This is a genomic window from Pseudochrobactrum asaccharolyticum (genome assembly GCF_003314995.1).
Classification (GTDB): Bacteria; Pseudomonadota; Alphaproteobacteria; order Rhizobiales; family Rhizobiaceae; genus Pseudochrobactrum; species Pseudochrobactrum asaccharolyticum.
The window spans coordinates 1-23892 of the sequence record NZ_QNRH01000012.1; the positions used below are offsets into that span (position 1 = coordinate 1).

The 23892-nt window shown below is 48.4% G+C and carries 26 protein-coding genes and 1 tRNA gene; 17 read left to right on the forward strand and 10 right to left on the reverse strand.

Features of this window, described 5'->3' with window-relative positions; genetic code table 11:
* Window positions 1–444: 444 nt before the first annotated feature.
* Window positions 445–810 carry a winged helix-turn-helix transcriptional regulator gene (locus tag DFR47_RS19255; RefSeq protein WP_113946140.1) on the reverse strand — a complete coding sequence of 122 codons (366 nt, stop codon included), beginning with the start codon at window positions 808–810 and terminating at the stop codon, window positions 445–447.
* 111 nt (window positions 811–921) lie between these two features.
* On the opposite strand from DFR47_RS19255, the gene DFR47_RS19260 reads away from it, so the two are divergent.
* Window positions 922–1671, forward strand: a complete 750-nt coding sequence (locus DFR47_RS19260) for an SDR family oxidoreductase (protein ID WP_113946141.1) — start codon at window positions 922–924, stop codon at window positions 1669–1671.
* A gap of 355 nt (window positions 1672–2026) precedes the next feature.
* On the opposite strand, the gene DFR47_RS22395 is transcribed toward DFR47_RS19260, so the two are convergent.
* Window positions 2027–2296 carry a DUF2569 family protein gene (locus tag DFR47_RS22395; protein ID WP_113946190.1) on the reverse strand — a complete coding sequence of 90 codons (270 nt, stop codon included), beginning with the start codon at window positions 2294–2296 and terminating at the stop codon, window positions 2027–2029.
* Window positions 2297–2968: 672 nt separating this feature from the next.
* Between DFR47_RS22395 and DFR47_RS19270 the strand changes: the two genes are divergently transcribed.
* Window positions 2969–4330 (forward strand): SNIPE associated domain-containing protein, encoded by a 1362-nt coding sequence (locus DFR47_RS19270; protein ID WP_113946142.1) that lies wholly within the window; start codon window positions 2969–2971, stop codon window positions 4328–4330.
* Between the two features lie 328 nt (window positions 4331–4658).
* Here DFR47_RS19270 and DFR47_RS21635 read toward each other — a convergent pair whose 3' ends face one another.
* On the reverse strand, window positions 4659–4868 hold the full coding sequence (locus DFR47_RS21635; protein ID WP_147245645.1) for a hypothetical protein: 210 nt from the start codon (window positions 4866–4868) through the stop codon (window positions 4659–4661).
* 188 nt (window positions 4869–5056) lie between these two features.
* Here DFR47_RS21635 and DFR47_RS19275 point away from each other — a divergent pair, with 188 nt between their 5' ends.
* Both DFR47_RS19275 and DFR47_RS22400 read left to right on the forward strand, forming a co-directional pair.
* Entirely contained in the window at window positions 5057–5443 is a 387-nt protein-coding gene (locus DFR47_RS19275) for a hypothetical protein (RefSeq protein ID WP_113946143.1), read from the forward strand.
* A 141-nt stretch (window positions 5444–5584) separates the two neighbouring features.
* The gene (locus tag DFR47_RS22400) at window positions 5585–5857 is read left to right on the forward strand and encodes a phage tail assembly chaperone (RefSeq protein WP_425373338.1); all 273 of its coding nucleotides are present in this window, start codon (window positions 5585–5587) and stop codon (window positions 5855–5857) included.
* Between the two features lie 233 nt (window positions 5858–6090).
* Here the strand turns inward: DFR47_RS22400 and DFR47_RS22180 are convergent, their stop codons facing one another.
* From DFR47_RS22180 to DFR47_RS19300, 5 genes are all read right to left on the reverse strand, one after another.
* Window positions 6091–6444 carry a hypothetical protein gene (locus tag DFR47_RS22180; RefSeq protein ID WP_245416651.1) on the reverse strand — a complete coding sequence of 118 codons (354 nt, stop codon included), beginning with the start codon at window positions 6442–6444 and terminating at the stop codon, window positions 6091–6093.
* A complete protein-coding gene (locus DFR47_RS22185; protein WP_245416652.1) occupies window positions 6413–6670 on the reverse strand; it encodes a hypothetical protein in 258 nt (85 codons plus the stop codon). The genes DFR47_RS22180 and DFR47_RS22185 overlap by 32 nt, the downstream gene beginning before the upstream one ends.
* 301 nt (window positions 6671–6971) lie before the next feature.
* The gene (locus DFR47_RS19290; RefSeq protein ID WP_113946145.1) at window positions 6972–8549 is read right to left on the reverse strand and encodes a sensor domain-containing diguanylate cyclase; all 1578 of its coding nucleotides are present in this window, start codon (window positions 8547–8549) and stop codon (window positions 6972–6974) included.
* Between the two features lie 725 nt (window positions 8550–9274).
* On the reverse strand, window positions 9275–9928 hold the full coding sequence (locus tag DFR47_RS21640; protein WP_210207349.1) for a hypothetical protein: 654 nt from the start codon (window positions 9926–9928) through the stop codon (window positions 9275–9277).
* Entirely contained in the window at window positions 9892–10254 is a 363-nt protein-coding gene (locus DFR47_RS19300) for a hypothetical protein (protein WP_113946147.1), read from the reverse strand. The genes DFR47_RS21640 and DFR47_RS19300 overlap by 37 nt, the downstream gene beginning before the upstream one ends.
* Before the next feature lie 17 nt (window positions 10255–10271).
* On the opposite strand from DFR47_RS19300, the gene DFR47_RS19305 reads away from it, so the two are divergent.
* On the forward strand, window positions 10272–10571 hold the full coding sequence (locus tag DFR47_RS19305; RefSeq protein WP_113946148.1) for a hypothetical protein: 300 nt from the start codon (window positions 10272–10274) through the stop codon (window positions 10569–10571).
* Between the two features lie 1382 nt (window positions 10572–11953).
* Here the strand turns inward: DFR47_RS19305 and DFR47_RS19315 are convergent.
* Window positions 11954–12028: transfer RNA gene (locus tag DFR47_RS19315), tRNA-Thr, on the reverse strand.
* Between the two features lie 149 nt (window positions 12029–12177).
* Here DFR47_RS19315 and DFR47_RS19320 point away from each other — a divergent pair.
* From DFR47_RS19320 to crcB, 10 genes are all read left to right on the forward strand, one after another.
* Window positions 12178–12378, forward strand: coding sequence for a hypothetical protein (locus DFR47_RS19320; protein WP_113946150.1), 201 nt, complete (start codon window positions 12178–12180; stop codon window positions 12376–12378).
* 421 nt (window positions 12379–12799) lie between these two features.
* Window positions 12800–14089 carry a UDP-N-acetylglucosamine 1-carboxyvinyltransferase gene (gene murA, locus DFR47_RS19325; RefSeq protein WP_113946151.1) on the forward strand — a complete coding sequence of 430 codons (1290 nt, stop codon included), beginning with the start codon at window positions 12800–12802 and terminating at the stop codon, window positions 14087–14089.
* Between the two features lie 161 nt (window positions 14090–14250).
* Window positions 14251–14712 carry a DUF2948 family protein gene (locus DFR47_RS19330; protein WP_113946152.1) on the forward strand — a complete coding sequence of 154 codons (462 nt, stop codon included), beginning with the start codon at window positions 14251–14253 and terminating at the stop codon, window positions 14710–14712.
* A 20-nt stretch (window positions 14713–14732) separates the two neighbouring features.
* The gene (gene hisD, locus DFR47_RS19335) at window positions 14733–16025 is read left to right on the forward strand and encodes a histidinol dehydrogenase (RefSeq protein ID WP_113946153.1); all 1293 of its coding nucleotides are present in this window, start codon (window positions 14733–14735) and stop codon (window positions 16023–16025) included.
* A gap of 51 nt (window positions 16026–16076) precedes the next feature.
* Window positions 16077–16559 (forward strand): UPF0262 family protein, encoded by a 483-nt coding sequence (locus DFR47_RS19340; protein ID WP_113946154.1) that lies wholly within the window; start codon window positions 16077–16079, stop codon window positions 16557–16559.
* A gap of 3 nt (window positions 16560–16562) precedes the next feature.
* A complete protein-coding gene (locus DFR47_RS19345; protein WP_113946155.1) occupies window positions 16563–17036 on the forward strand; it encodes an arsenate-mycothiol transferase ArsC in 474 nt (157 codons plus the stop codon).
* A 259-nt stretch (window positions 17037–17295) separates the two neighbouring features.
* A complete protein-coding gene (gene infA / locus DFR47_RS19350) occupies window positions 17296–17514 on the forward strand; it encodes a translation initiation factor IF-1 (protein WP_002965531.1) in 219 nt (72 codons plus the stop codon).
* A 41-nt stretch (window positions 17515–17555) separates the two neighbouring features.
* Window positions 17556–18176 carry a Maf-like protein gene (locus DFR47_RS19355; RefSeq protein WP_245416653.1) on the forward strand — a complete coding sequence of 207 codons (621 nt, stop codon included), beginning with the start codon at window positions 17556–17558 and terminating at the stop codon, window positions 18174–18176.
* Complete coding sequence (yacG, locus tag DFR47_RS19360) at window positions 18176–18388, forward strand: DNA gyrase inhibitor YacG (protein ID WP_113946157.1); 213 nt, start codon at window positions 18176–18178, stop codon at window positions 18386–18388. The genes DFR47_RS19355 and yacG overlap by 1 nt, the downstream gene beginning before the upstream one ends.
* A 22-nt stretch (window positions 18389–18410) precedes the next feature.
* On the forward strand, window positions 18411–18797 hold the full coding sequence (gene crcB / locus DFR47_RS19365) for a fluoride efflux transporter CrcB (protein WP_113946158.1): 387 nt from the start codon (window positions 18411–18413) through the stop codon (window positions 18795–18797).
* Window positions 18798–18809: 12 nt separating this feature from the next.
* Here the strand turns inward: crcB and DFR47_RS19370 are convergent, their stop codons facing one another.
* Entirely contained in the window at window positions 18810–20135 is a 1326-nt protein-coding gene (locus DFR47_RS19370) for an NAD(P)/FAD-dependent oxidoreductase (protein ID WP_113946159.1), read from the reverse strand.
* Window positions 20136–20611: 476 nt separating this feature from the next.
* On the opposite strand from DFR47_RS19370, the gene DFR47_RS19375 reads away from it, so the two are divergent.
* Together DFR47_RS19375 and DFR47_RS19380 are read left to right on the forward strand one after the other, a co-directional pair.
* A complete protein-coding gene (locus DFR47_RS19375; RefSeq protein WP_113946160.1) occupies window positions 20612–23557 on the forward strand; it encodes a monovalent cation/H+ antiporter subunit A in 2946 nt (981 codons plus the stop codon).
* Window positions 23557–23892 carry a Na+/H+ antiporter subunit C gene (locus DFR47_RS19380; RefSeq protein ID WP_113946161.1) on the forward strand — a complete coding sequence of 112 codons (336 nt, stop codon included), beginning with the start codon at window positions 23557–23559 and terminating at the stop codon, window positions 23890–23892. Before DFR47_RS19375 ends, DFR47_RS19380 begins: the two co-directional genes overlap by 1 nt.

Sequence of the window (23892 nt, forward strand, 5' to 3'; positions counted from 1 at the left end):
CATCAATTTAAACCTTTGACCACGGATGTACTGGCACTGGAAATTAAATGATGAGTAGGAAGGTCGGTGCAGAGTTGCCCCGGCCTTTTTTATTGTCTCAATTTATCCTAATAAATTTAACAATAATTGAGTAAAATCATCAGTTTCACTGGTCATATTGACGGTATCGAAATGAACGATAATGATTATCTTGTTCGGTTTTATGAGCTATGACAGCATTAAACGAACCCTGACAGTTTACCCCCCCCTGTCGGGGTTTTTTATCTGAATAACAAAATGACCATGGCAAATGTCATGATGAACACTAAAAAATTAACCCTGAGAATGCCAGTTTGCCAATTTGAGTTGCTTTTTCATTGGAATTATTTGCAGCTTTTTTGTCAGTAATATTTATTTTTAAAGGCTCTGAATGTAACGATGTTGATTCCTATAAGATCTCGTTGCTTATTCAAAATCTGGTAGTGGTGCGAGCATTTCAGCAGCATTATCTTGGGCCCATTGGACGAGTGCTGATAGAGGCGGTCCCAAAGTGATGCCCAACTTGGTGATTTCGTACTGAACTGCGACTGGTGATGTCGTAAGTACTTTCCGACTAATCAACCTATAGCGCTCAAGTCGTCTGAGTGCCTCCGTCAATGACTTATGGGTAATGTTTCCCAACTGTCGACGAAGTTCATTGAATCTGACCGGCCCATCGCACAACAATGTAAGGATCATGATCGACCATTTATTGGCGACCTGATCTAGCACCACTCGGATTTCATCAAGCCTCTCAGGATCGCAGCTTGCCTTACAAGTATCCATCTCCATATCTAGTACCCTTTAAGTGCGTAATTGAAACTAAGTATCTATTATATATCTTTATAGCGCATCTTCAAACTCTGCCGCAAAAATTGTGGCGCCTAATAAGGAATTGGAACTATGAACACATTGAATGAGAAGATCGTGCTGATTACTGGTGCATCAAGCGGCATCGGCGCGGCAACTGCAAAGAAGTTCGCCGCAGCTGGCGCAAAGGTGGGTATCGCCGCGCGTCGGACTGACCGGCTGGAAGCTTTGAAACTTGAAATCGAACAAGCAGGGGGACAGGCTCTCAGCCTTCAAATGGACGTGACCGATAAAGTGTCGGTCGAAGCCAGTGTTAATGCGCTGCTCGATACATGGGGCAGACTTGATATCGTCTTTAATAATGCCGGTGTCATGCCAATGTCTGGCATCGACGAGTTCAAGACTGATGAATGGGAGAATATGGTGGACGTGAATATCAAAGGTGTCCTCAACGTTACGGCGGCGGTGCTGCCATCTATGATCAAGCAGCACTCAGGACATATAGTCAATACTTCATCAGTTGCTGGACGTAGGCTCTTCGGCCAAGGTTTTGCCGTTTATTCCGCGACGAAATATGCGGTAAGCGCCTTCACTGAAGGACTACGGATGGAAATAAGCAAGGCGCATAATATCCGTGTTACTAGCATCCAGCCTGGGGCGACGGAATCGGAGTTGTTGAATAGCACCACGAGCGAAGGTTATAAAGAAATGACAACCACTTTTTCCGGTCAAATGACGTTGTTGGCTGCATCCGACATAGCCGACGCAGTCGTGTTCGCAACGTCTGCCCCAGAGCATGTTAATGTTGCCGAACTCTATGTGCTTCCAACAAGTCAATTTTGAGAAAAGCAGCAAGCAAAGCCATCGAAATTGCCCTTACGGTTGTAGTGCTTTTCCCTTAGCCATTTTTGTCTACGGCAGAGTTTCAGCAATATGACTGCGCGTTACTCCGAAAGGCTTGATCGTTTTAGTCAAGCTATTCCTAAAAGCGACGCTACAGCATGAACAGGTACTCACTACTCTCTGCTGCTCTTATTGTATCACGGGTAATACCATGGCTGTGATTACCGTGCTGGTCTATTACGAGTTGCGTTGCAAAAAGCTGGACATTGAAATGTGGATTGCTACGTGAACCATCTCACAAAGGTAGCGTTTGTGATCTGCAATAATTACAAAAAGAAGGCGGCTTGAGCCGCCTTTATTTTGTCATAATACCGCTATGACGATGAAAATGGTTATGAGTGCTTTTTGTAAAAGTGTTTTTAACACGTTTTGAATGCAGAAAATATGGTATCCAGATAGCGCTACTGACAGATATCAGAATAGTATCCCGTGGCGCTCCATCTAAAAATGAAGGGGCATTAAATACATCGGCGAAGTGATATAACAGGGAGAGGTGGTTAGATAAACTAGAACAACCGGGATAAGTGGAATTTCTGTCTGAATTCGGCTTAGATGCAGTGAACAGGAGATATCATGACGAGACAACTCCGCCGCTCCTCGCAGTTCGGCGCGGGTGCCCATTTCTTTCCCCTCAGGAGAGGGGATTGATGTGAGAGTTGTTTAATAGAGCCCTTCATATTCAGAACATGGAGCGCAGTGATAGTTACTGCCTTGGAGAGTCCAGGTTTGGTTGCCGCTTTGGGCAGCTTTACGGCCACAATCATAACAGGGCGCTCGATCATCTCGCCGTGCTAGATCTTTCGTACTTACTCTCTGCATGTCGTTATCCTTTTGTTTGCTACGACGATTAGAGTGTGACTCTCAAACCAAAGCTAGAACAATTCGCTCACCGGCGAAAGGATAGCTCATGACGCCGGATCACGGTAAACTTTGATTAGGTCAACGCTATTCCGTACGACCAGTATCATCACGGTTTTGATCATAATGCTTCATGTTGGAGAATACAGGTACCACACATTTTAACCGTGGCTTAGTAGCGGGACCTTCAACACCTAACGGCGGTGTTGAGGATTTTATTCTCAACGTGTTCACATTGGCGCTTAATTAGGAGCAGTTTACTGTTGCGCCATCGTGATGGGAAAAACGTAAGTTTTCAATAATAATATGCCGTAGTATATAATGGTCTAACATTTTCTATTAATTGTGATTTTATTGTCGTGATTCATGGGATTTGAAAATGTCTTCTAATGTAATTAGCTTTCTTGCTGCGTTTATTTTTATAATTATTACGTTTTTGCTAATTTATATTATTTATAAATTGCTGAAAAATAAGAAAAAAACTGCTATGCGATTACAGGAGTTAGAAACTCGTTTTAAGCCGGCACTGGATTTGGATGCCGAAGTGCTATCTCTTGAGAAGGAGATAGAAGAAAAGCGAAATGCAATTTCGGATATTCAGACCTCATATGCGACAAAAAAAGTAATCTATGATCGTCTCATTAAAGAAGTCGCTATCTTTGATGAAAAACTCGCATTCGCCGAAATGGGAGTTTATGAACCTCATTTTGATTATAGCGATAGTGAGGACTATAAAGCGGCTATTATTGCTGTTCGCGAAAAACAAAAAATCATGGTTAGTGATAAAACAGCAGTCCTTTGTCCTACAGAGTGGTCATTAGGTGGTAGCAAAGCCCAAGGCCAGACAATGACCAATCGAAATATTCGCCTAACATTGAGGGCTTTTAATAGTGAGTGTGATGCATCTATTGCTAACGCAAGATGGAATAACGTTAATGCAATGGAAAAGAGGATACTTAATGCGCACAATCAAATTGATAAACTGAATGCGTCAAATACTACATATATTTCAGATGGATATCTAAAATTAAAACTTCAAGAACTGTACCTCACACATGAATATCGCGAGAATATAAAATTGGAACGTGAGGAAAAAACCGAGGCCTCACGTCTTGCACGCGAAGAACAAAAACTTATTAGAGATATGGAGCGTGCCGAAGAAGAAGAAGCTCGCTATCTTCGATTATTAGATAAGGCAAAAAAAGAAGCTGAGAAATCTGTTGGACCAAAGCTTGATGCTTATAATGAGCAAATTAAAATGCTTGAAAGTGATTTTGCTGAGGCACATGCTCGGTTTGAACGAGCGCAAGCAATGGCTGAGCGAACTCGCTCCGGTTATGTTTATATAATATCGAATATCGGATCTTTTGGTGACGATGTTATTAAAATCGGCCTCACAAGACGTTTAGACCCAATGGATCGGGTCAGAGAGTTCGGTGATGCTAGTGTCCCGTTTGTTTTCGATACTCATGCCGTAATTTACAGTGACGATGCTCCAGCTTTAGAGCGCGCTTTGCATGGAGAATTCGAGCGAACCCGAGTTAATGCGCAAAATTACAGAAAAGAGTTTTTCAGAGCTTCGTTGGATGATGTAGAAAAAGCTGTGAAGCGACTAGCGCCGGAAGCATCTTTCTTTAAAGATGTTGAAGCTCAAGACTATCGTGAAACACTGGCTCGTCGTCATCAAACTCTGGTAAATACAGAGAATACAACGATGGAGCCAATGCTGGCATTTATTTGAATCTATAAAAAGCGCCTCGGCGTCTTTTTCTTTTCCTGCTTTGTAAAGCGATGGGTGATGACAACCACGTTGGGGATGATAGCGACCAGTAACCTATAGGCAGGGGCTATCATTTACATAAAGAGGTACGAGAGTTCGAGTCTATAGCGGGTAAAATCAGATCCCGCTAGGCGGGGTCTTGTGAGGTGGTGTCTTAAGCGGCTTGCAATTCGTGTATCGCCGTAAGCTATTTCTGTGTGGGTGGGCTATTTTCCTATATCAACGCCAACACTCAAAAGATCCTGCCTTATTTTCTGCATATACAGTACCTTTGTATCCACCAAGACGATCACGAACGCCTGATATCATGACTGTAGTGTTGTCCTTTTTTACACAAAACAAAATCTATAAGCATATTTGCATCTGTGCGGCATTTGTTGAAATTGTCCGCGAGTTTCTGTTGTTCAAGCCTTTGATACTCTCGCCAAGCCATGTAACCACCTCCTGCAATGATGACGATGCATGCAGTGGCAATTAATGCTTTAAGCCAAGTTCCCATTTTATCCCCCTAACTCATATTGCTAGGCTTTTTATAGAATTCCTATCTAATGGTCGATTGAACAGATGATACGATCCTGACAGTCTGTAAAGGATAATCGGAAGCAGCATGAAAGAAGGCGGCTCAGGTCGTCTTTTTGTTTCAAAAACAGCCTCGCCTACGCGGGGCTTTTTTTATTGGAGGTCATAATGGCGATTTCAAATATCGTAAAATATGAGAGCTCATTCGATTATGAGCTGTTGCACCCTGTGAATGGTACGGGACTGAAAATCTGGTTCACGCTTGTGTCGTCGGCCTCAGATAGCGTGAAAAGCGTGATCCGCCGGCAGATTGATGCCAATTATGAGCGTCAGCGTAAGGGAAAGTCACTGAAAGCCAGTGATGGTGAAGTACAGATCATTGATCGCATCGCTGCATGTTTTCAGTCATGGAACTGGAACGGGCAGGAGTTCCGCGACGGGCAGGGTGTGCCGGAGTTCACACGAGCGAATATATTGGATGTTCTCTCAGTTGACTGGATCTTTGATCAGGTCAACAAACAGGTGAATGACATTGAAAATTTTACCGGGAGCTAGAGGCGGGGCTTATTGTAGCCGTCTCGACTTTTATCCGGTACGATACGCCGGATGAAGCCGGTGAAACACGACGGCAGCGCAATGAATGGTTTTTCGCTGCTGATAAAAACAAGAATGTCGTGATACCTGAAGCCGGTCATCATTTGTGGGGGCTGGTTCTGGCAGCTCTCCAATGTACGGGCGAGTACAAAGCAGCCAATAAGCTATCCGGATATTGATAGCTGGGCACGGATTACCGGTACACCGGTTACGCCTGAAGAATGTTCAATCATCATCGCTATGGACGCCATGTTCCGCAAAACTCTTGAAGAAGAGATTGCGGCGAATTCTGCGCGTGCTGAAGCTCGTCAAAAACAGGGAAGTAAATCTCATGACAGCCTGCTATTTTGCGCTTTGAACTGGTTATCGCCTTAGAGGTGGCTGTCCAGATTAAACCGGCATTTTCCCTGCCACGAAATGGCGTGCTTTACGCCGGCCGGCTGACTGTCATGCAGCATGGTATAGCACAAGGTTTAACAGCGCTGCCATATGCATATGATACTGAGGTGGTGACCGGGCAGGCCGAGGGTGGTGATTATCTCGGGCGCATTGTTATGGACAATCAAAATCCCTTAGCTTCGAGTTCGAATATATCAGCTACAAGTGATTCAGGCAGCATCTGGGCGGATTTGCAAAGGCTTCCATGGTGATTTTTTCTTTGCGTGGCTTCCCCAAGAGTTTCCCCGTGATTGCGGGTTACCGTGCCGATAATGTGTTGAAAGCTGAGCCTCAATCAGTTTAGCGATCTTGGCTTGAACTGGAGGCATGGAATAAATTGCATATCCGGCAAGACCGCCGACAATCACCACCGAAACCAATTGCACACGCCAATCTAACATCCCTAGTGCGGGAAGTGCCGCAGCTGTCAGCCGCGTCCAGAAGCGTTTCGACTTACCGATCGGTTCGAGGTTCTCCGGCACCGACAGAACCTCATTGGCCGACGCTTCTATTAACTTGTTCAACGCCATACCCCTCAGCAAGCAGCAGCTTGTCATACGCATGGGCATAGCCTGCAATCAGATCGGCCTTATCCATCAGGTTGACGATGCGTCGAGCATTACGGAAGTCAGACTTTTGTAAGGTGATGTAATCGGACAGTTTCTTACCCGTGAACCAGTCTTCCTGCATACCAATGATGAGGATTGGCGCGGCGTATTCCGGCTTTAACAGAAGCTGAGGATTATCCACGAAGTCAACGCCAAGCGCCTTTCTTGCCTTTACGTAGTTCTCGAGCCATGTGATCTGAACATATCCGCGCCCGATATAAGGCCAGTATTTCTTTGAACGAAGATATTTGTCACTGCCTCTCTTATTGATAAGCAGTCGCCAGCACATAAGCCATTTGATTGCGCAATAGTCCACGCTCTCGTCCCGCCTCAATCAAGAGGCGGGTGTCGCCAAGATTCATATTCATGATGTTTCCTTTGGGATATAAAAAAGCCCCGCGTGAGCGAGGCTTCCATTAAAAATTTCAATATACAGCAGGGCGTTACTCTGTTTCACGGCGCCTTTTTTTATCAGCATACATTAGCTGATCAGCCTCTCTCAGAGCAGTTTTCACAGAGCTTACAGATGGATTTACACAAGTAATACCTATACTGGCTCCGGAGTAATCAAATTGACAATTTTCAAAAATATAAGAACCGATCAACAAAGGCATCAAACGATTACGCAAGTCTGCAATATTCGCGTCCTGATTACTGGCATTCGATGGCGATACCCGACCTATCATTATAAATTCATCGCCACCTAAACGCCCCAACATGTCGCTCTCACGAAGCCCGCTGGATAAGCGCTTACCAACATCAATCAGAAATTTATCACCAACTTCATGTCCATAGGTATCGTTGATCGCCTTAAATCCATCTAGGTCGATAAACACGACTAAAACCCATTGTTGAGAGCGTTTGGCTAATGTGAACAATCGATCCAACTCTACCAATATGGCTCGCCTGTTAGGTAAGTCCGTTAGAACGTCATAATTAGCGGCATACAGCTCGTCCTGCCGCCGCATCATAATATATTTGATGACTTCGCTAGCTAGCAGGATAAAAACAATTCCGAATGAAGCTATTAATCCTGCCACCCAGAAATGGTGCTTTTGCATTGGTTCCAAAGCATCCAATGATGCTAAGGTGAAAAGTTGATAATCCGTACCTTTAATTGGCTGGCGCTCGACAAGATAAGGTTTATGATCAACTAACCATGAGTTGCCATGCATTGGATTCAAAATCGCCTGCATATCTAACGGCACACCAGGCTCTTCTTCACCATCAGGCGGCAACACCGTCCCTTCAGGAAGAAGGGGGGATACGTTACGGAGCATAAAGTCCGGTGTTGAAGAAGTAATAACGCGTCCTTGGCGATTTACAATCAAAGCAATGTGTCGTCCGACTAAATAAGACGCAACATCCGGCGCATCAAATTTAACCGTCACTGAACCTAATGGTTCATCATTTGTATTGGTAATTCGACTAGCAACAAAATAGGACGGCGTTTTATTAAGTCGAGCAATTCCAAATGAAGAGCCTTTACCTGTACGTAGAGCATCGAGCAGATATGGCCGCCCCGCATCAATCATACCAACAATGCTGTCATCCTCAGCCCAATTACTAGCCGTAACGGTATCATCTGACATATTGTTCATGTAAATTCGGGCATAGCGCAAATCGCCTGCAAGCCCATTCATGATATCACCGACCTTACGAACCAAAGGGTCACGAGTGAATTCAGTCGCCCGCTGTTGGCGTGTCAACTTGTCAAAACCAAGTGTGTCTGTACGATAACGAACAGCAAGCTGGATTACATCGGCATGTCCTGCCATCATATTGGCGATACTGGACATTTCTGTGAATACACGATCCATGACATGTGCTGTCGTAGTAGCCTCATACTTGGCACTGTCATCCAAGCTAGCAATTTCAGCCTTTAAAATTGCTTGCGAAATCCACCAACCAGTACACGTTACTAAGGCTACCCAAATTGCAATAGAAAGTAGTGTCACCTTGTAATATGAAGGTAACAGTTCATGACCTCTCAATTTTTTGTTTTGTATTGCCCCGCTCATATTGCCTCACATCCAGTTTGATGGGATGCAATCATTAAAATGAACACACATATCCTGGCCCCCCCGCTAAATGAACCATTCAAATTATGAAATCATAATAACGTACTTTGAATAATAGCTGCAAAAATGCACATTAAACAGACTCATAAGCGCGTGTGTTCGCACCTTCTTTAAATGTCCGAGTATTCTTATTATCCCTAATTACAGTGATGGTCATCTGGGCTATAGCTCTAGCTCACCACATTAAATGAGCCCATTACAGAGTAAATCCTGAGTTTTATTTCTGAGCTAATAATTCGGTGGCACGTTCCTCACCAAACAATCCAACTGCTGCGGATTGTAACAGCGGCCAAAGCTCGTGATCTGAACGGTATGATTGAGCCCCGCCTCAATCAAGAGGCGGATGTCGCCAAGATTCATATTCATGGAGCTTCCCTTGAAAATAAAAAAGCTCCACTGGAATGAGGCCGTTGTTGTGCTGTTTTAGGAGAATGAAAAGAGCTGCTACTTTGTTAATCGCCGTGTTAATTTTGGCCTCCTGCGGCGCAGGTAAGGCTGTAATGGATACCGGCAAGAGCTTTGATCGCTACAGCTGTATGTCGCGAGATTTTAAAGGACAATCACCATGTCCAGCCTCACCACCACCTGATTATTACTCTTGATAAATATCGATAAACAATAGCATTCACGCTGCTGATGGTGACTACACGCTTAATCCGTGCATCTTAAATTGTCCTCATGATATTCTTTGCACGTTCATAAACTTCAGCAGCAACGAACACTCCGGCACCATATGCAAGAGCCTGCCAATAACCTGAAACCGGAATGCCTGTTTTTGTCCAGCTTATGCCGTCTTTTGAATAAACGGCATCGTCACCATAACCAATTGCAACAAACAGACCACCGCCATACCGGACGCGCGAGGCCTGGCTTCTGGTCATTAGGTTTCGGGCAGTCCACCCTATTCCATCAGGCGATGTCATACATTTGCCATTACGACTAACAGCAACAAATATATCCTTACCATATGTTACGGATATCCATGCGTCTTCTTCCGTTGGCCAATGGCTGAACCAGCTTAGCCCATCAGCTGAACTCATAACACGCTGCTTACCACCATCACTTGCAACAGCCACAAAGCGACCATTTCCGAACACCACACTTTTCCAGAATCGTGTAGCCCCACCACCTGATGTCCATCCTATTCCGTCAGTTGATCTCATTGACCGGCCGCTACCATCCGAAGAAACAGCAACAAAAAATCCGTCACCAAATGTAATGCTCCACCACGAACTATTTTGCGCTGCATTTCGATCAGTCCAGTTAATGCCATCCATTGATGTCATGACCCGGTTTGAACCGCTTGTCGCGACAGCCACAAAAACCCCGTTTCCGGATACAGAAAATCTCTCATTGTGACATCCAGAGACGCTCTCGTACCGAGATTTTCGCCAAGCGAGACTGTAGCCGGCATGAAGGAGATATCCTCAATACAGGCCGCCGTATAATCGATACCGCTCTCAGGCAGATAACTTGTACCTATGGCAAAGCGTAGCGTCACAGGCTCATTCACAAAACGCGTCCGCGCCTTGCAGGTCGCCTTGGTGTTAAAGCATTTCTCTCCGGCCGTAGTATTACAAGCGCCCTCTCCGAAACGCAGAGCGCAGTAGTCCAGATCGATCTCAATGAAGGTCAGTTGTTTCATACGGCTATCGCTCTTATTTGCAGGGAGAAACTTACGACGAGTTCGTTCTCAAACCGCTCCGTGACCGGTTGGATATTGCTTTCCAGCCAGCCAAATCGGAGGGGCAGTTTCAGGCCTCTTTTTATGCACTTGGAATTCATGATGGCAAGCAACCGGCGGCAATGAAAGCCGCCCAAGCTGTGACACAGGCAATCCAGAACAGGGCAGGGATTAATGAGACAATCGACACTATGGACAGCGTTGCTCTGTGTATTGAGCTTGGCGGGGTGCGCGGCCAATGCGAGCAATTGCGTGGGGTGGCAGCGGATCGACCTTAAACCGGATACGGCCCGTATATGTCGCCGACAACGATACACGGGCAGGCAATGGGTCTCCTGTCTGTGGCGCATTGGCTGCCGGCTATCTAACTGAGCCTTTTGTCCATTACCTAAGAGCAGTTCATTTTCCATTGCCGCCAGATGATGACACTAATGTAACTATGCATGCAGGAGTTTTTTGGTTGGTGTCTGTGCAATGTGGATTAGTGACGCTCTTTTCGCCTTCGTCGCTCGGCGTTTATCAATCAAGTAAAAGAATTAATTTAGTGGTATTAATGCGTGCGCTAAATTTGAGTGCTTTAAAAATTGCAAGGAAGTTCTAGACATAACAGCGTAAATGATTTGATGCACATTTTTTACAACGTATAAAATGGTCACTAGCAAATTGCTGTGTAGACAGAACGTATTTCTTACTTATGAAGCATCATGTCTGCTCTATAGTGGCAATAATCAGGGGAATATACGTGCGTTTTTGGCATCGAAACTGGACTGCATTTTTGGCTGCAAACGGGACAGTTTCATTTGCGACAGGTTTAATATCAGACAGGTACAATGGAAAAAACAACTTAGCCGCGCTTTTATTGATCGCAGGAATTATGATGTTTTCAATTTCCATGAACAAAATATGGCTTCGTTATCAGTACGTGTCAAAAATGGGCAGATTTAAATGCATTGCGACTATGGTATGTGGTTTTTTTAATGTTGCTGAGCTCATTAATTGTAGGCTGCAATTTAGTGACCGCTTGGCTCGACGGCGAGATGCATGTTGCTGTCCGTGGTGGCAAAGGTTTTTTCGTGGATTATGAGGACAATCCGAAGAAATTTGGTTTTTATTTCTTTTTTATAGCTTGGTAGCGCCTCTACTTTTTGTGTTGGGGTGTCTAATGCTTTTTAAGCCTCGAGGTTTAAAAGAACCCAAAAAATAACTTTGAATCTTTGATGCGAAGATAGTCATACGATTATTGGTATTAGCTCCCGGGGGAAGAGGGAGCGGGAAGCGTTCACCGTTTTTACCTGATGCATGGCACAACAAATCCGTGGCGCAAACGGGTGCGCAAAATAGTGGTCACAATTTTTAAATTACAGTTCTGTTCTACAAATGTTCTCTTATCGAAAAAGAGTCAAGACAGATTCGAGAGAGCTAATAGATGCTGTGAATTGGTGTGGATTGAAACATACGAAGCTGAGTTCGATTGCTGGGTATGAATTGCGAAGTGATAATTATACGCCAATTCAAAAAATCGTAAACGAAAGCGGATTCTAAACAAATGCAACTGAGTCACAGGTTACAAGCAATGGTGACTCTGTGGTGACACTAAATATGTTTTGAATTTGAGATGATGATAACGAACTTGTTAATTATCTGAATTTTTTGGGAAAACTGGTGCTGCGAGGGAGGATTGAACTCCCGACCTCTCCATTACCAATGGAGTGCTCTACCACTGAGCTACCGCAGCATGCTGTTCGTTGCGGCGGTTTCTGACATAAGATTTCTGAAACCGCAAGCCATCAAATGCAATTCTTTTGTTAAAATAGCAAAAACAATCAAAACCTGTGCATATGTATGCTTCTCCTGACACATTTGCTGGTGTAAAAGAGCTGCACAATGACTGATAAGCCTGATACTCCATCTAAAAAAGCCGAAATAGATCAGCGTGCTAAGCGCCGTTCTGAACAATTGCGTGCGAATCTCATGCGACGCAAAGCACAGATTCGTTCAAGACGATCCGGAGCGGAAGACGAGCGCGGTGAAGGACTGCCCGCTGCTAATGTCAGCCCGAATGACGAGCCGTCTGAAACGGACTAGAGTGAGCGCGTTACTTAGCTTCCAAAGCGGCGGAAAATTCTGAAATCCGGATTATCTGTCTGCTCTTGAAATGATCATTTCTAAACTTTTTCAGTTTATGAGTGTTTTATGGAATAGCGGGTCTGTGAAATCCGTCTGTCTAGCGTAGCTTAAACGCAACGGATGAGTACAGGCTGCAATGAAAATGACGTTTTTTATAACAAAGACACAATTCTGATAGAAAGAGACTGTTGTCTTTGCCGAAAACTGCTTTAAGGCAACAGGAATATCAGCGCAGACTTTGCACGGGCAAAGCTATCTGTAACAGGAAACCGGAATAGTCAGAAACAGCCTGTGCTGTAACTGTCTGAAAACAGGCTGTCGGAAACCATGGAGCATATGCGTTCCGGGTGTGAAGACATTGCCGTGAAAGTGAAAAATTATGGATCGTATTAAAATCACCGGCGGCAATAAACTGAACGGCATTATTCCGATTTCCGGCGCGAAAAATGCAGCTCTGCCTCTGATGATTGCTTCGCTTCTGACGAATGAGACGCTGACCCTCGAAAACATGCCGCATCTGGCCGATGTGGAGCTGCTGACCCGTATTCTCGGCAATCACGGAGCTGATTATTCGGTGAATGGTCGTCGTGAGCATCAGAACGGCTCTTATGAGCGCACGGTTCATTTCACAACCAAGAATATCGTTGATACGACTGCACCTTATGAACTGGTTGCTAAAATGCGTGCCAGCTTCTGGGTGATTGCGCCGCTTCTGGCGCGCGCCGGTGAGGCGATTGTGTCATTGCCGGGTGGTTGCTCGATCGGTACGCGCCCTGTAGATTTGATGCTCGATAGCCTGACTGCTCTGGGTGCGAATATTGAAATTGAAAACGGTTATGCGCGCGCAACAACCAAAGGGGGCCTGACCGGTGCGGAATTTACATTCCCGAAAGTATCTGTTGGTGCGACCCATGTGGCTTTGATGGCAGCCAGCCTCGCCAAGGGTGATACCATCATCCATAATGCGGCTTGTGAGCCGGAAGTCGTTAATCTGGCCGATTGTTTGAATGCTATGGGTGCAAAAATTGAAGGTGCAGGTACACCGACAATCCGCATTCAGGGTGTAACCAGCCTGAATGGTGCCCGCGTTCGCGTTATTCCGGATCGTATTGAAACCGGTACTTATGCAATGGCCGTTGCCATGACCGGCGGTGATGTGGTGCTGCAGAACACCCGTTCCGATCTGCTGACATCTGCTTTGGATGTGCTGCGCCAGACCGGTGCTGAAATCACTGATGTGGAAAACGGTATCCGCGTTGTTCGCAATGGTCATGGTATTGCGCCGGTTGATATTACAACCGACCCGTTCCCGGGTTTCCCGACCGATCTGCAGGCGCAGTTCATGGGGCTGATGACCAAAGCCAAAGGTACATCGCATATTACCGAGACAATTTTCGAAAACCGCTTCATGCACGTGCAGGAACTGGCACGTCTTGGCGCGAAGATTTCGCTCTCCGGTCAAACTGCAACTGTTGAAGGCGTCGAGCGCCTGAAAGGTGCGCCGGTAATGGCAACGGATCTGCGTGCTTCGGCAACGCTGGTTATTGCCGGTTTGGTGGCTGAAGGTGAAACCACTGTGAACCGTGTCTACCATCTGGATCGTGGTTTTGAGCGTCTGGAAGAAAAACTGTCCAATTGCGGCGCTGAAATCTCCCGCATCAGCGGTTGATTTTGCCGGTGTGATTTTTGTTGCACACCCCGATTTGTTGTACAAGTCGGGGTTTTGTTATTAAACAGTAGTGATTTTTACTGTTAAGTGCTTATATCGGTACACTGAAGTGCGTTGATCGTTCCGGTCGGATAATGCGCTGTGCGAGTTCAGGAGAGTGATTGCGGATGCTCAAGCTTGTGGCAATGGATGAAGAAGACTTACAGATCATTTCTGCCCATGTGCAGGATGCGGTTCTGAAAGTCGGCGATCTTGATTATCGCCCGGGCGAACAGCGTTTTATTCTTGCTTGTAACCGTTTTATCCATGATCAGAAACCGGCGCGCTCCCGTGGCAAAGGTAGCTATGAACGCCGCCGCAGTGTGCTGCATTTTGATCGCGTCACCAATGTGCGCGCTATGAATATTGACAGGACAGCGCCGGAGGATGTGCTGGCTTTGCTGGCAATTAATTTTGAACCGGCAGATGCGCCGTCCGGTGTGATTGAACTGGTTTTTGCAGCAGATAAAACAATCCGTCTTACTGTTGAAGTGATTGAAATGCGACTGGCTGATCTGGGCGCTGCATGGGAAACCGGTAACAAGCCGGATCATATTGCAGCTGATCAGACTGAAGCCAAATAAGTACGAAATGAGGGAATAGCGTGGTTCAGACGCTCATACAAAGTGCCGCAGATTTCGAAGCCAGTTTTGTGGCATTTCTGGCGGGAAAACGGGAAGTTTCCGAAGATGTGGATCGCGCAGTTCGTGAGATTGTGCAGCAGGTGCGCCAGCATGGTGATCAGGCGCTGATCGACTATTCCAAGCGTTTCGACCGGATTGATCTTGGTGTCGCCGGTATTGCGGTCACGCAGGCGGAAGTGGATGAAGCGGTTAAAAACGCTGACCAGACGGTGATTGATGCGCTGATCTTCGCGCGTGACCGGATTGAATCCTACCACAAGCGTCAGCTGCCGAAAGATGATTATTATATCGATGCGATCGGTGTGGAACTTGGCTCGCGCTGGACAGCGGTGGAATCCGTTGGTCTTTATGTGCCGGGCGGTACGGCAAGCTATCCGAGCTCGGTGCTGATGAATGCGGTGCCGGCAAAAGTTGCTGGTGTTGAGCGTATTGTAATGGTTGTGCCGTCACCGGATGGTGCATTGAATCCGCTGGTACTGGTGGCCGCGCATATTGCCGGTGTTTCCGAGATTTATCGTGTCGGCGGTGCGCAGGCTGTTGCGGCGCTGGCCTATGGTACAGAGACAATCAAACCGGTTTCCAAGATTGTAGGTCCCGGTAATGCCTATGTGGCGGCTGCAAAACGTCTGGTTTTCGGTACTGTCGGCATTGACATGATCGCGGGGCCTTCCGAAGTGCTGGTGGTCGCAGATAGCGATAACCATCCGGACTGGATTGCTGCGGATTTGCTGGCGCAAGCCGAGCATGATGCTTTTGCCCAGTCGATCCTGCTGACAGACAGTGCAGATTTTGCCAAGGCTGTGGAAGATGCCGTCGAACGGCAGCTGCAAACCTTGCCGCGCGCCGAGATTGCCCGCGCAAGCTGGCAGGATTTCGGTGCGGTTATTCTGGTTGAGGATTTTGACAGCGCTGTGCCGCTGATCAATCGTATTGCTGCCGAGCATTTGGAAGTGGCAATTGCTGATACGGATGGCCTGCTGCCGAAAATCCGCAATGCCGGTGCAATTTTCATCGGTAAATACACACCGGAAGCCATTGGCGATTATGTCGGCGGGCCAAACCATGTGTTGCCGACGGCCCGTTCTGCACGGTTCTCTTCCGGTCTTTCGGTGATGGATTTTGTTAAACGGACATCTTTGCTGAAGCTTGGCGCAGAACAGTTGCGTATTCTTGGTCCTTCGGCGATTACACTGGCCGAGACTGAGGGCTTGCAGGCGCATGGATTGTCGATTTCACGACGTCTGAATATGTAAACAATTTGAAGGAAAACGGAGCGGTGCATCAGCACCGCCTGTATAGGACAGATGACCGGTAAAAATGACAATGCCCGGCTGATAGATGTGGAACTGGACGAGACAATCGGCCAGTCTACGCCGGATATTGAGCATGAGCGCGCTGTCGCTATTTTCGATCTGATTGAGGAGAACAGTTTTTCTCCTGTCGGAGACACCGATGGCGGGCCTTATCGTTTGCGGCTGTCTCTGGTGGAAAAACGTCTGATCTTTACCATCACCCGTGAGAGCGGCGAACTGGTTGCCACGCATATTCTCTCATTGTCGCCGTTGCGCAAAACAGTGAAGGACTATTTTCTGATTTGCGAAAGCTATTATGCGGCGATCCGCTCGGCCACACCAAGCCGGATTGAGGCAATCGATATGGGGCGGCGCGGTTTGCATAATGAGGGCTCGCAGACATTGATGAACCGGCTTGACGGTAAGATCGAGATTGATTTTGATACAGCGCGGCGTTTATTTACGCTGGTCTGTGTGCTGCATTGGCGCGGGTGATTGATGAGCGTAAGCCCTGATCAGATACCGGATGATTTTAATAGCGCTGCCGCTGTCAGAAAACCGGATTCCATTTTGTTTGTATGCGGGATGAATGCGATCCGGTCGCCGATGGCGGAAATTCTCACCCGTTCTTTATTGAACGGCAAAACCTATGTGGCCTCAGCCGGTGTTACGCGTGGTGAGCGCGATATGTTTGTCGATGCGGTGCTGGAAGAAGAGGGGCTGTCCCTCAATGAGCGCCAGCCTGTCGGACTTGAAGAGTTGAATGACGGTTATTTCGATTTGATCATTACACTGACACCGCAGGCACATCATGTGGTTCTGGAGCGGATGCGCAGTTTCGCAGCCAATGTGGAATATTGGCCGATGCCGGATCCGACACTGGTGACCGGCTCGCGTGATCAGCGGCTGGCCGCTTATCGTGATGTGCGGGATCGGCTGAAGCAAAAAATTACAGAGCGCTTTCTGCAATAAGTGCTAAGACGTGCTAAATTTGATAGTGAGTCCTGCATATGCTATGGGCATTCAGGGCTGTTTATGCACCTTAAATCCGGCATTTCATGCTTTTTATGTATCATTAGCGTGGTTTTGAGCCTGTTTTAGGGTATCAAAACCCTAGTTTTATCAGTTCAACATTTCAGTTGTTCACAAACGGACTCTAATCATATAGGTTCCGCGCAAAATCAGACCTTCTGCATGATGCAGATTTATTAAACTAAAAGACAGGTACCATATGGCTAAAGAAGAAGTCCTTGAGTTCCCGGGCGTTGTAACGGAACTTTTGCCGAATGCTATGTTCCGCGTAAAGCTCGAAAATGAACATGAAATTATCGCTCATACCGCTGGTCGTATGCGCAAAAACCGTATTCGCGTTCTGGCCGGTGACAAGGTACTGGTTGAAATGACCCCTTATGACCTGACCAAAGGTCGTATTACCTATCGCTTTAAATAAGATTTCTGCTGCCGGACTCCTCCCTGACAATGAAGACACCAATGTCCCATAATCTGGTTCTGGCCTCGGCTTCGCCGCGGCGCATTGAGCTTCTGGCGCAGATCGGTATTGAACCCGCTTTTTTGCAACCGGCTGATATCAATGAGACACCGCAGCGACTGGAACATCCCCGCTCGCTCGCAAAGCGTTTGTCCCGGCAAAAAGCGGAAAAAGCGAAAGAAAAGCTGCAGAATGATACGGATTATCAATCCGCTTTCATTCTTGCGGCCGATACTGTTGTTGGCGTCGGACGGCAGGTTCTGCCGAAAGCGGAGAGCGAAGATGTGGCACTGGATTGCCTGCGTCTGCTTTCCGGCCGTGCCCATAAGGTATTTACCGGTGTTTGTCTGATCACGCCTAAGGGCAGTGTGCGGCAGGCGCTGGTTGAAAGCCGTGTGCGTTTTGACCGGTTGAGCCGTCGCCAGATGGATGCTTATATCAGCTCCGGTGAATGGCGCGGCAAAGCGGGCGGTTATGCTATTCAGGGACTGGCGGGCAGCTTTATCGTTAAGCTGGTTGGTTCCTATAGCAATATTGTCGGTTTACCGCTGCATGAAACACAGGCTCTGCTGGAAGGTGAAAAATTTCCGGTCTACGAGCAGTGGCACGAAGGCAAAGTCTGATGAGTGATGACGACAAACCTGCCGGCTCCTATGAAAATGTAACACCGTTGCGCCCGAGCCGGCCTTGCCCTGAATGCGGCAAGCCTTCAACGCGTGACTCTTATCCGTTTTGCTCACCGCGCTGCCGCAGTGTTGATCTCAATCGCTGGCTGTCTGACGCCTATGTCATTCCGGGCAAGCCTATTGACGACAGCGATCAGGAAAACGACTGATCAGTTAGGAAAGGAAGACAAAATGAAATTTCTGATTGTCTTCCTCGGTGCGGGAATTGGTGGTGCAGCCCGTTACGGTACGGGGCTGTTGTTCGCCCGTTTTGCAGCACTCACCGTGTTTCCGATCAGCACCTTCATTGTCAATATTGTCGGTTCGCTTCTGATGGGGCTGATTATCGGCTTTTTCACCACGCGCGGCGGGCAGGAGGCTGTGCTGTCTGATAGCTGGAAGCTGTTTCTGACCACCGGCATTATGGGCGGGTTTACAACCTTCTCGGCCTTCTCACTGGAAACAGTGCTGTTGATGGAAAACGGTGATATCGGCACCGCGCTGGTCTATATTCTGTCTTCCGTGATTTTAGGTGCGACAGCCCTGCTGGCAGGGCTGTATCTGATGCGTCTGATTTAAAAACAGCGCGTATCACCACATTTCAATATGAATTTTGGAGCCGTCGCTGAAGCGGTTGATATGGAATGGTGCAGGGTCAACCACGGGACGCTCATTGGTGACCATATCCGCAATCAGCTTGCCTGCACCGGGGCCGATGCCAAAGCCATGGCCGGAGAAGCCGGTGGCGACGATACAATTCGGTATATGATCGAGCGGTGATATCACCGGTACAATATCCGGTGTCGTATCAATCAGGCCAGCCCATTGTTGCGCAATCTGCACATTCTTGAAAGCTGGCAGTGCCTGTTGTAGTGCTTTGAACACGGCCTGATTGGCCGCCTTATGCGGTTCCGGATCAAGAATACGGATTTTCTCAAAAATCGACGTCTGGTCTGCAGGACGCAACTTCCACTCAAAAGCCTCTTCAATAAAGCGCTGGCCGAACCGCAGGCGCACGGTTTTCCATTCAGTCCGCAATGCCGGAATGAATTTCGGTAAAAAACGGAAACTGTCCGGTACAATATCTGCAATACTGCCCGACAGGCTGGCAACCGTATAGCCGCCGTCCATCCGTTTGCGCAGCGCGAAATCTGAGAAGGCAATGGCAGCATCAACACCGGCCTCGACAGGTGTGGTGCGTAAGACAGATGAGCGCATTTTCAACTGCGGCAGTGTTGTGCCGAGATCGGAGCAGATCAGGCGGGACCAGCTGCCGCCTGCGACTACGATTGCTTCACAGCCGATGGCACCTTGCTCGGTGATGACACTGCTGACGCGGCCATTGGTGGTTTCAATGCGGCGGACAGCGCAATTCTGCATGATGATCGCGCCGAGTTCGCGCGCTTTCTCTGCCATGGCGGGCGCTGCTTTTTGCGGTTCGGCACGGCCATCGGCTGCTGTATATAGCGCGCCATGGAGCTGACGCTGCAAGCCCGGTGCCAATGCCTCCGCTTGCTGCTTGCCAACAACCTGACTGTCGATGCCGTGTTCTTTGGCGATCTGCACCCATTCACGCCATTTTTCGAGGTTTTCTTCTTTTTCTGCTGCAAAGGCGATGCCGGTTGTGCGGAAGCCTGTTTCACGTCCGGTCAGTGCATTCATCTGCTCCCACAGTTTCATGCTCTCAACAATCAGCGGCATTTCACGGGAGTCGCGCCCTGTATGGCGGCACCAGCCCCAGTTGCGGCTGGATTGCTCTCCCGCAATCACACCTTTTTCCAGCAGGGTTACCGGAATGCCCCGCTGCGCCAGAAACAATGCCGCAGACACACCGATAATACCGCCGCCAATAATGACGATCTGTGTCTTCTTCGGTAATGATGGGGATGACTGGACGCTGTCTGTCTGCGGACCCATAGGATATTCCTGTATGCTATAGAGCGCCGTGCGCCCTGTCTGGCGCACAAAAGTCGCTCTAACATTTTATATTACAGCATGCTGGCTGAAACGGTTCTAAGGCTAAGCCGGCATGCTTTGGTCAATTTCATGCTGCAGCTTCGGCTATTCTGAATGATTCGACAATTGCAGAAAAACACACAGCAGAGCCGTTGTTTTGCAAAATTCCTGTCATATTTTGCCCTGATTATAGCCTCTCAACCAATTTAATAGATAATTTGCCCGCGAGTTTTTCCACATATTGTGTAAAAGCTCAAAAAATCAGAAATTTTGTGCCGAAGATCAGGAAATAGCGGACATAAGTTGCAATCAAGCACTTGCTATTGGAGGGGTCGAAACCACATAATAACAACCGGATTTAACGAGATAATTTCGTTTTGAGGCGGCAGTTTTAAAAACCGAAACTGCCCGTAATTGATTTGAGGAGGCCGGCGCGGATGGTGACGGACGGAAAAGTCCTTTTTTTACTCATCTCATTGCCATTTATTGGCTGCGCCCTTACAGGCCTGCTCAGATCGAATGACCGGCAAGTTGCTGTCTGGTTTGCTGGTCTTGCCGCATTAGCATCACTGCTGCTCACGATTGCCCTTTATCCTTATGTCTCCGGCGGAAAAGTTCTGCATACGCAGCTGGCCTGGCTGCCTGCCTATGGTCTCAACGTCACCTTGCGAATGGATGGTCTGGCATGGTTGTTTGCCATGCTCGTCACCGGTATCGGCCTGCTGGTCGTGATCTATGCACGTTACTATATGTCGTCGGAAGATCCGGTACCGCGCTTTTTTTCGTTCTTTCTTGCCTTTATGGGCGCAATGCTGGGCGTGGTGCTGTCCGGTAATATGATCCTGATGGTCGTATTCTGGGAGCTGACCAGTATTTTCTCATTTCTGCTGATCGGTTACTGGTATCAGAATGTCAGTGCCCGTGACGGTGCGCGTATGGCGCTGACAGTCACCGGTCTTGGCGGATTTGGTCTGCTGGTGGGTGTTCTGCTGCTCGGCCATATGGTTGGCAGCTATGAACTCGACGTTATTCTTGCCTCCGGCGACATCATTAAAAACCACCCGCTCTATACGGTCGCACTGGTGCTGATCCTGCTCGGTACTTTTACCAAGAGCGCCCAGTTTCCGTTCCATTTCTGGCTGCCGAATGCGATGGCGGCGCCGACACCGGTTTCTGCCTATCTGCACTCTGCGACAATGGTGAAACTCGGCGTATTTTTGATGGTGCGGATGTGGCCGGCGTTGGCAGGAACCGAAGAATGGTTCTGGCTGCTGGGTCTTGCCGGTCTGACCACTTTGTTGCTCGGTGCATGGTTCGCGCTGTTCCAGCAAGATCTTAAAGGTTTGCTGGCCTATTCAACGATCAGCCATTTGGGGCTGATCACAGCTTTGCTGAGCCTTGGCAGCCCGCTTTCTGCCGTTGCCGCGATTTTCCATATGGTCAATCATGCGATTTTCAAAGCCTCGCTATTTATGGCTGCGGGCATTATCGATCATGAAACCGGCACGCGTGACCTGCGAAAATTGAGCGGGCTGTTCCGCTTTATGCCGGTGACGGCGACACTCGCGATGGTTGCCAGTGCGGCGATGGCCGGTGTGCCGTTGCTGAACGGGTTTATCTCCAAAGAAATGTTCTTTGCTGAAGCCGTGGAAACCCATCTTTCCTCATGGTTGGATACGGCCACACCTTATGTGGCGACCCTCGCCAGTGCTTTCAGTGTGGCCTATTCAATCCGCTTTATTTATTCGACCTTCTTTGGTCCTGCGCCGGTTGATCTGCCGCATACGCCAAAAGAACCGCCGCAATGGGTGCGTTTCCCGATTGAGCTGCTGGTTCTGCTCTGCCTGCTGATTGGTATTGTGCCGACGCTGATCGTCGGGCCGTTCCTGCATACCGCAGTCCTCTCCGTGCTGGGCAGTGAGACACCGCAATATAGTCTTGCGATTTGGCATGGCTTTAACGTGCCGCTGCTGATGAGTGTGATTGCATTGTTCGGCGGTACAGTGATTTTCATGCTGATGAAAAATTATCTGGCCAAATGTGATGAGGGGCCGCCATTACTGCGCCATCTCAATGGTCAGCGTATTTTCGAACTGGTGCTGGTCACTGTTTCATGGCGCTGGGCGCGCAGTATTGAAAGCCGCTTCGGAACACGCCGTTTGCAGCCGCAGATGCGGGTCTTGATCCTCGTCGCAGTGATGGCCGGTGCATGGCCGGTTTATCAGTCCGGCTTATTTATGGGGCCGCTGACACCGTTGCCGGTTGATCCTGTTTTTGCAACGGTCTGGCTGATCGGCGCACTTTGTGCTGTCGGTGCGGCTTATCAGGCGAAATATCACCGGCTGGCATCGCTGATGCTGCTTGGCGGTGCGGGGCTTGTCACCTGCTTTACCTTTGTCTGGTTGTCTGCACCCGATTTGGCGGTGACGCAGCTGCTGGTGGAAATCGTGACAACCGTGCTGCTGTTGCTTGGTCTGCGCTGGCTGCCGAAACGCTGGCAGGAAGATGAGAATGCGAGCATTCCGCTGGTACCACGTATCCGCCGTTACCGCGATTTGATTATCGCGCTGGCGGGCGGCGGCGGTATGGCTGTTGTCTCTTATGCCATGATGACACGCTTCAGCCCTGCAACACTGGCGGATTACTTCCTCGCTAATTCCTATTCGGAAGCGGGTGGTAAAAACGTGGTCAATGTGTTGCTGGTGGATTTCCGCGGCTTTGATACGCTGGGCGAAATCACCGTGCTTGGTATTGTTGGCCTGACGGTTTATGCGCTGTTGCGTCGTTTCCGTCCGGCATCTGACACGATTGAATCCCCGCAACAACAGAAAATCCAGAATGCCTATGATGCGGCAGATCCGGAGCGCGATGCGGGGGCAACATTGTCTGAATATCTCGCCGTGCCATCGGTGATTATGCAATATTTGTTCGGTGTCATTATCGTTTTCGCGATGCATTTGTTGCTGCGCGGGCACGATCTGCCGGGTGGCGGTTTTGCTGCCGGTATTACCATGGCAATCGGCTTCATTCTGCAATATCTGGCTTTTGGTACTCGCTGGGTGGAAAGCCATCTGCGCATTTTGCCGGTGAAATGGATGGGCTTTGGTCTGCTTACTGCTGCGGCGACCGGTGCGGGATCGTTCTTCGCCGGTTACCCGTTCCTCACCACCTATTTTGATTATGCCGAAGTGCCGCTGATCGGCAAAATGCCGGTCGCATCTGCGCTGCTGTTTGATATCGGTGTCTTTACGCTGGTGGTGGGTGCAACGGTTCTGATGCTGATTGCCTTGGCGCACCAGTCGATCCGTCATCGCCGCTCGGAGAAAACGCAATCGGAACAGGCTGAGCAAGCTGTACTCGTTAAGCAAGGAGAGGGACGGTAATGGAACTTATTCTTGCACTTGGTATCGGCATTCTAACAGCATCCGGCCTTTGGTTGTTGCAACGTCCGCGTACTTTTCAGGTTATTATCGGCCTGTCGCTGATTTCCTATGCGGTCAATCTGTTCATTTTCAGTATGGCCAGCCTGCGTCAGGATTCTGCGCCTATTCTGGGTGATCAGCCCGATCCCGCACTCTATACCGACCCGCTGCCACAGGCGCTGGTTCTGACGGCGATTGTGATCGGCTTTGCCATGACGGCACTGTTTCTGGTGGTAATGCTGGCTTCCCGCGGTCTGACGGGTACAGACCATGTTGACGGCAGGGAGAACCAGTAA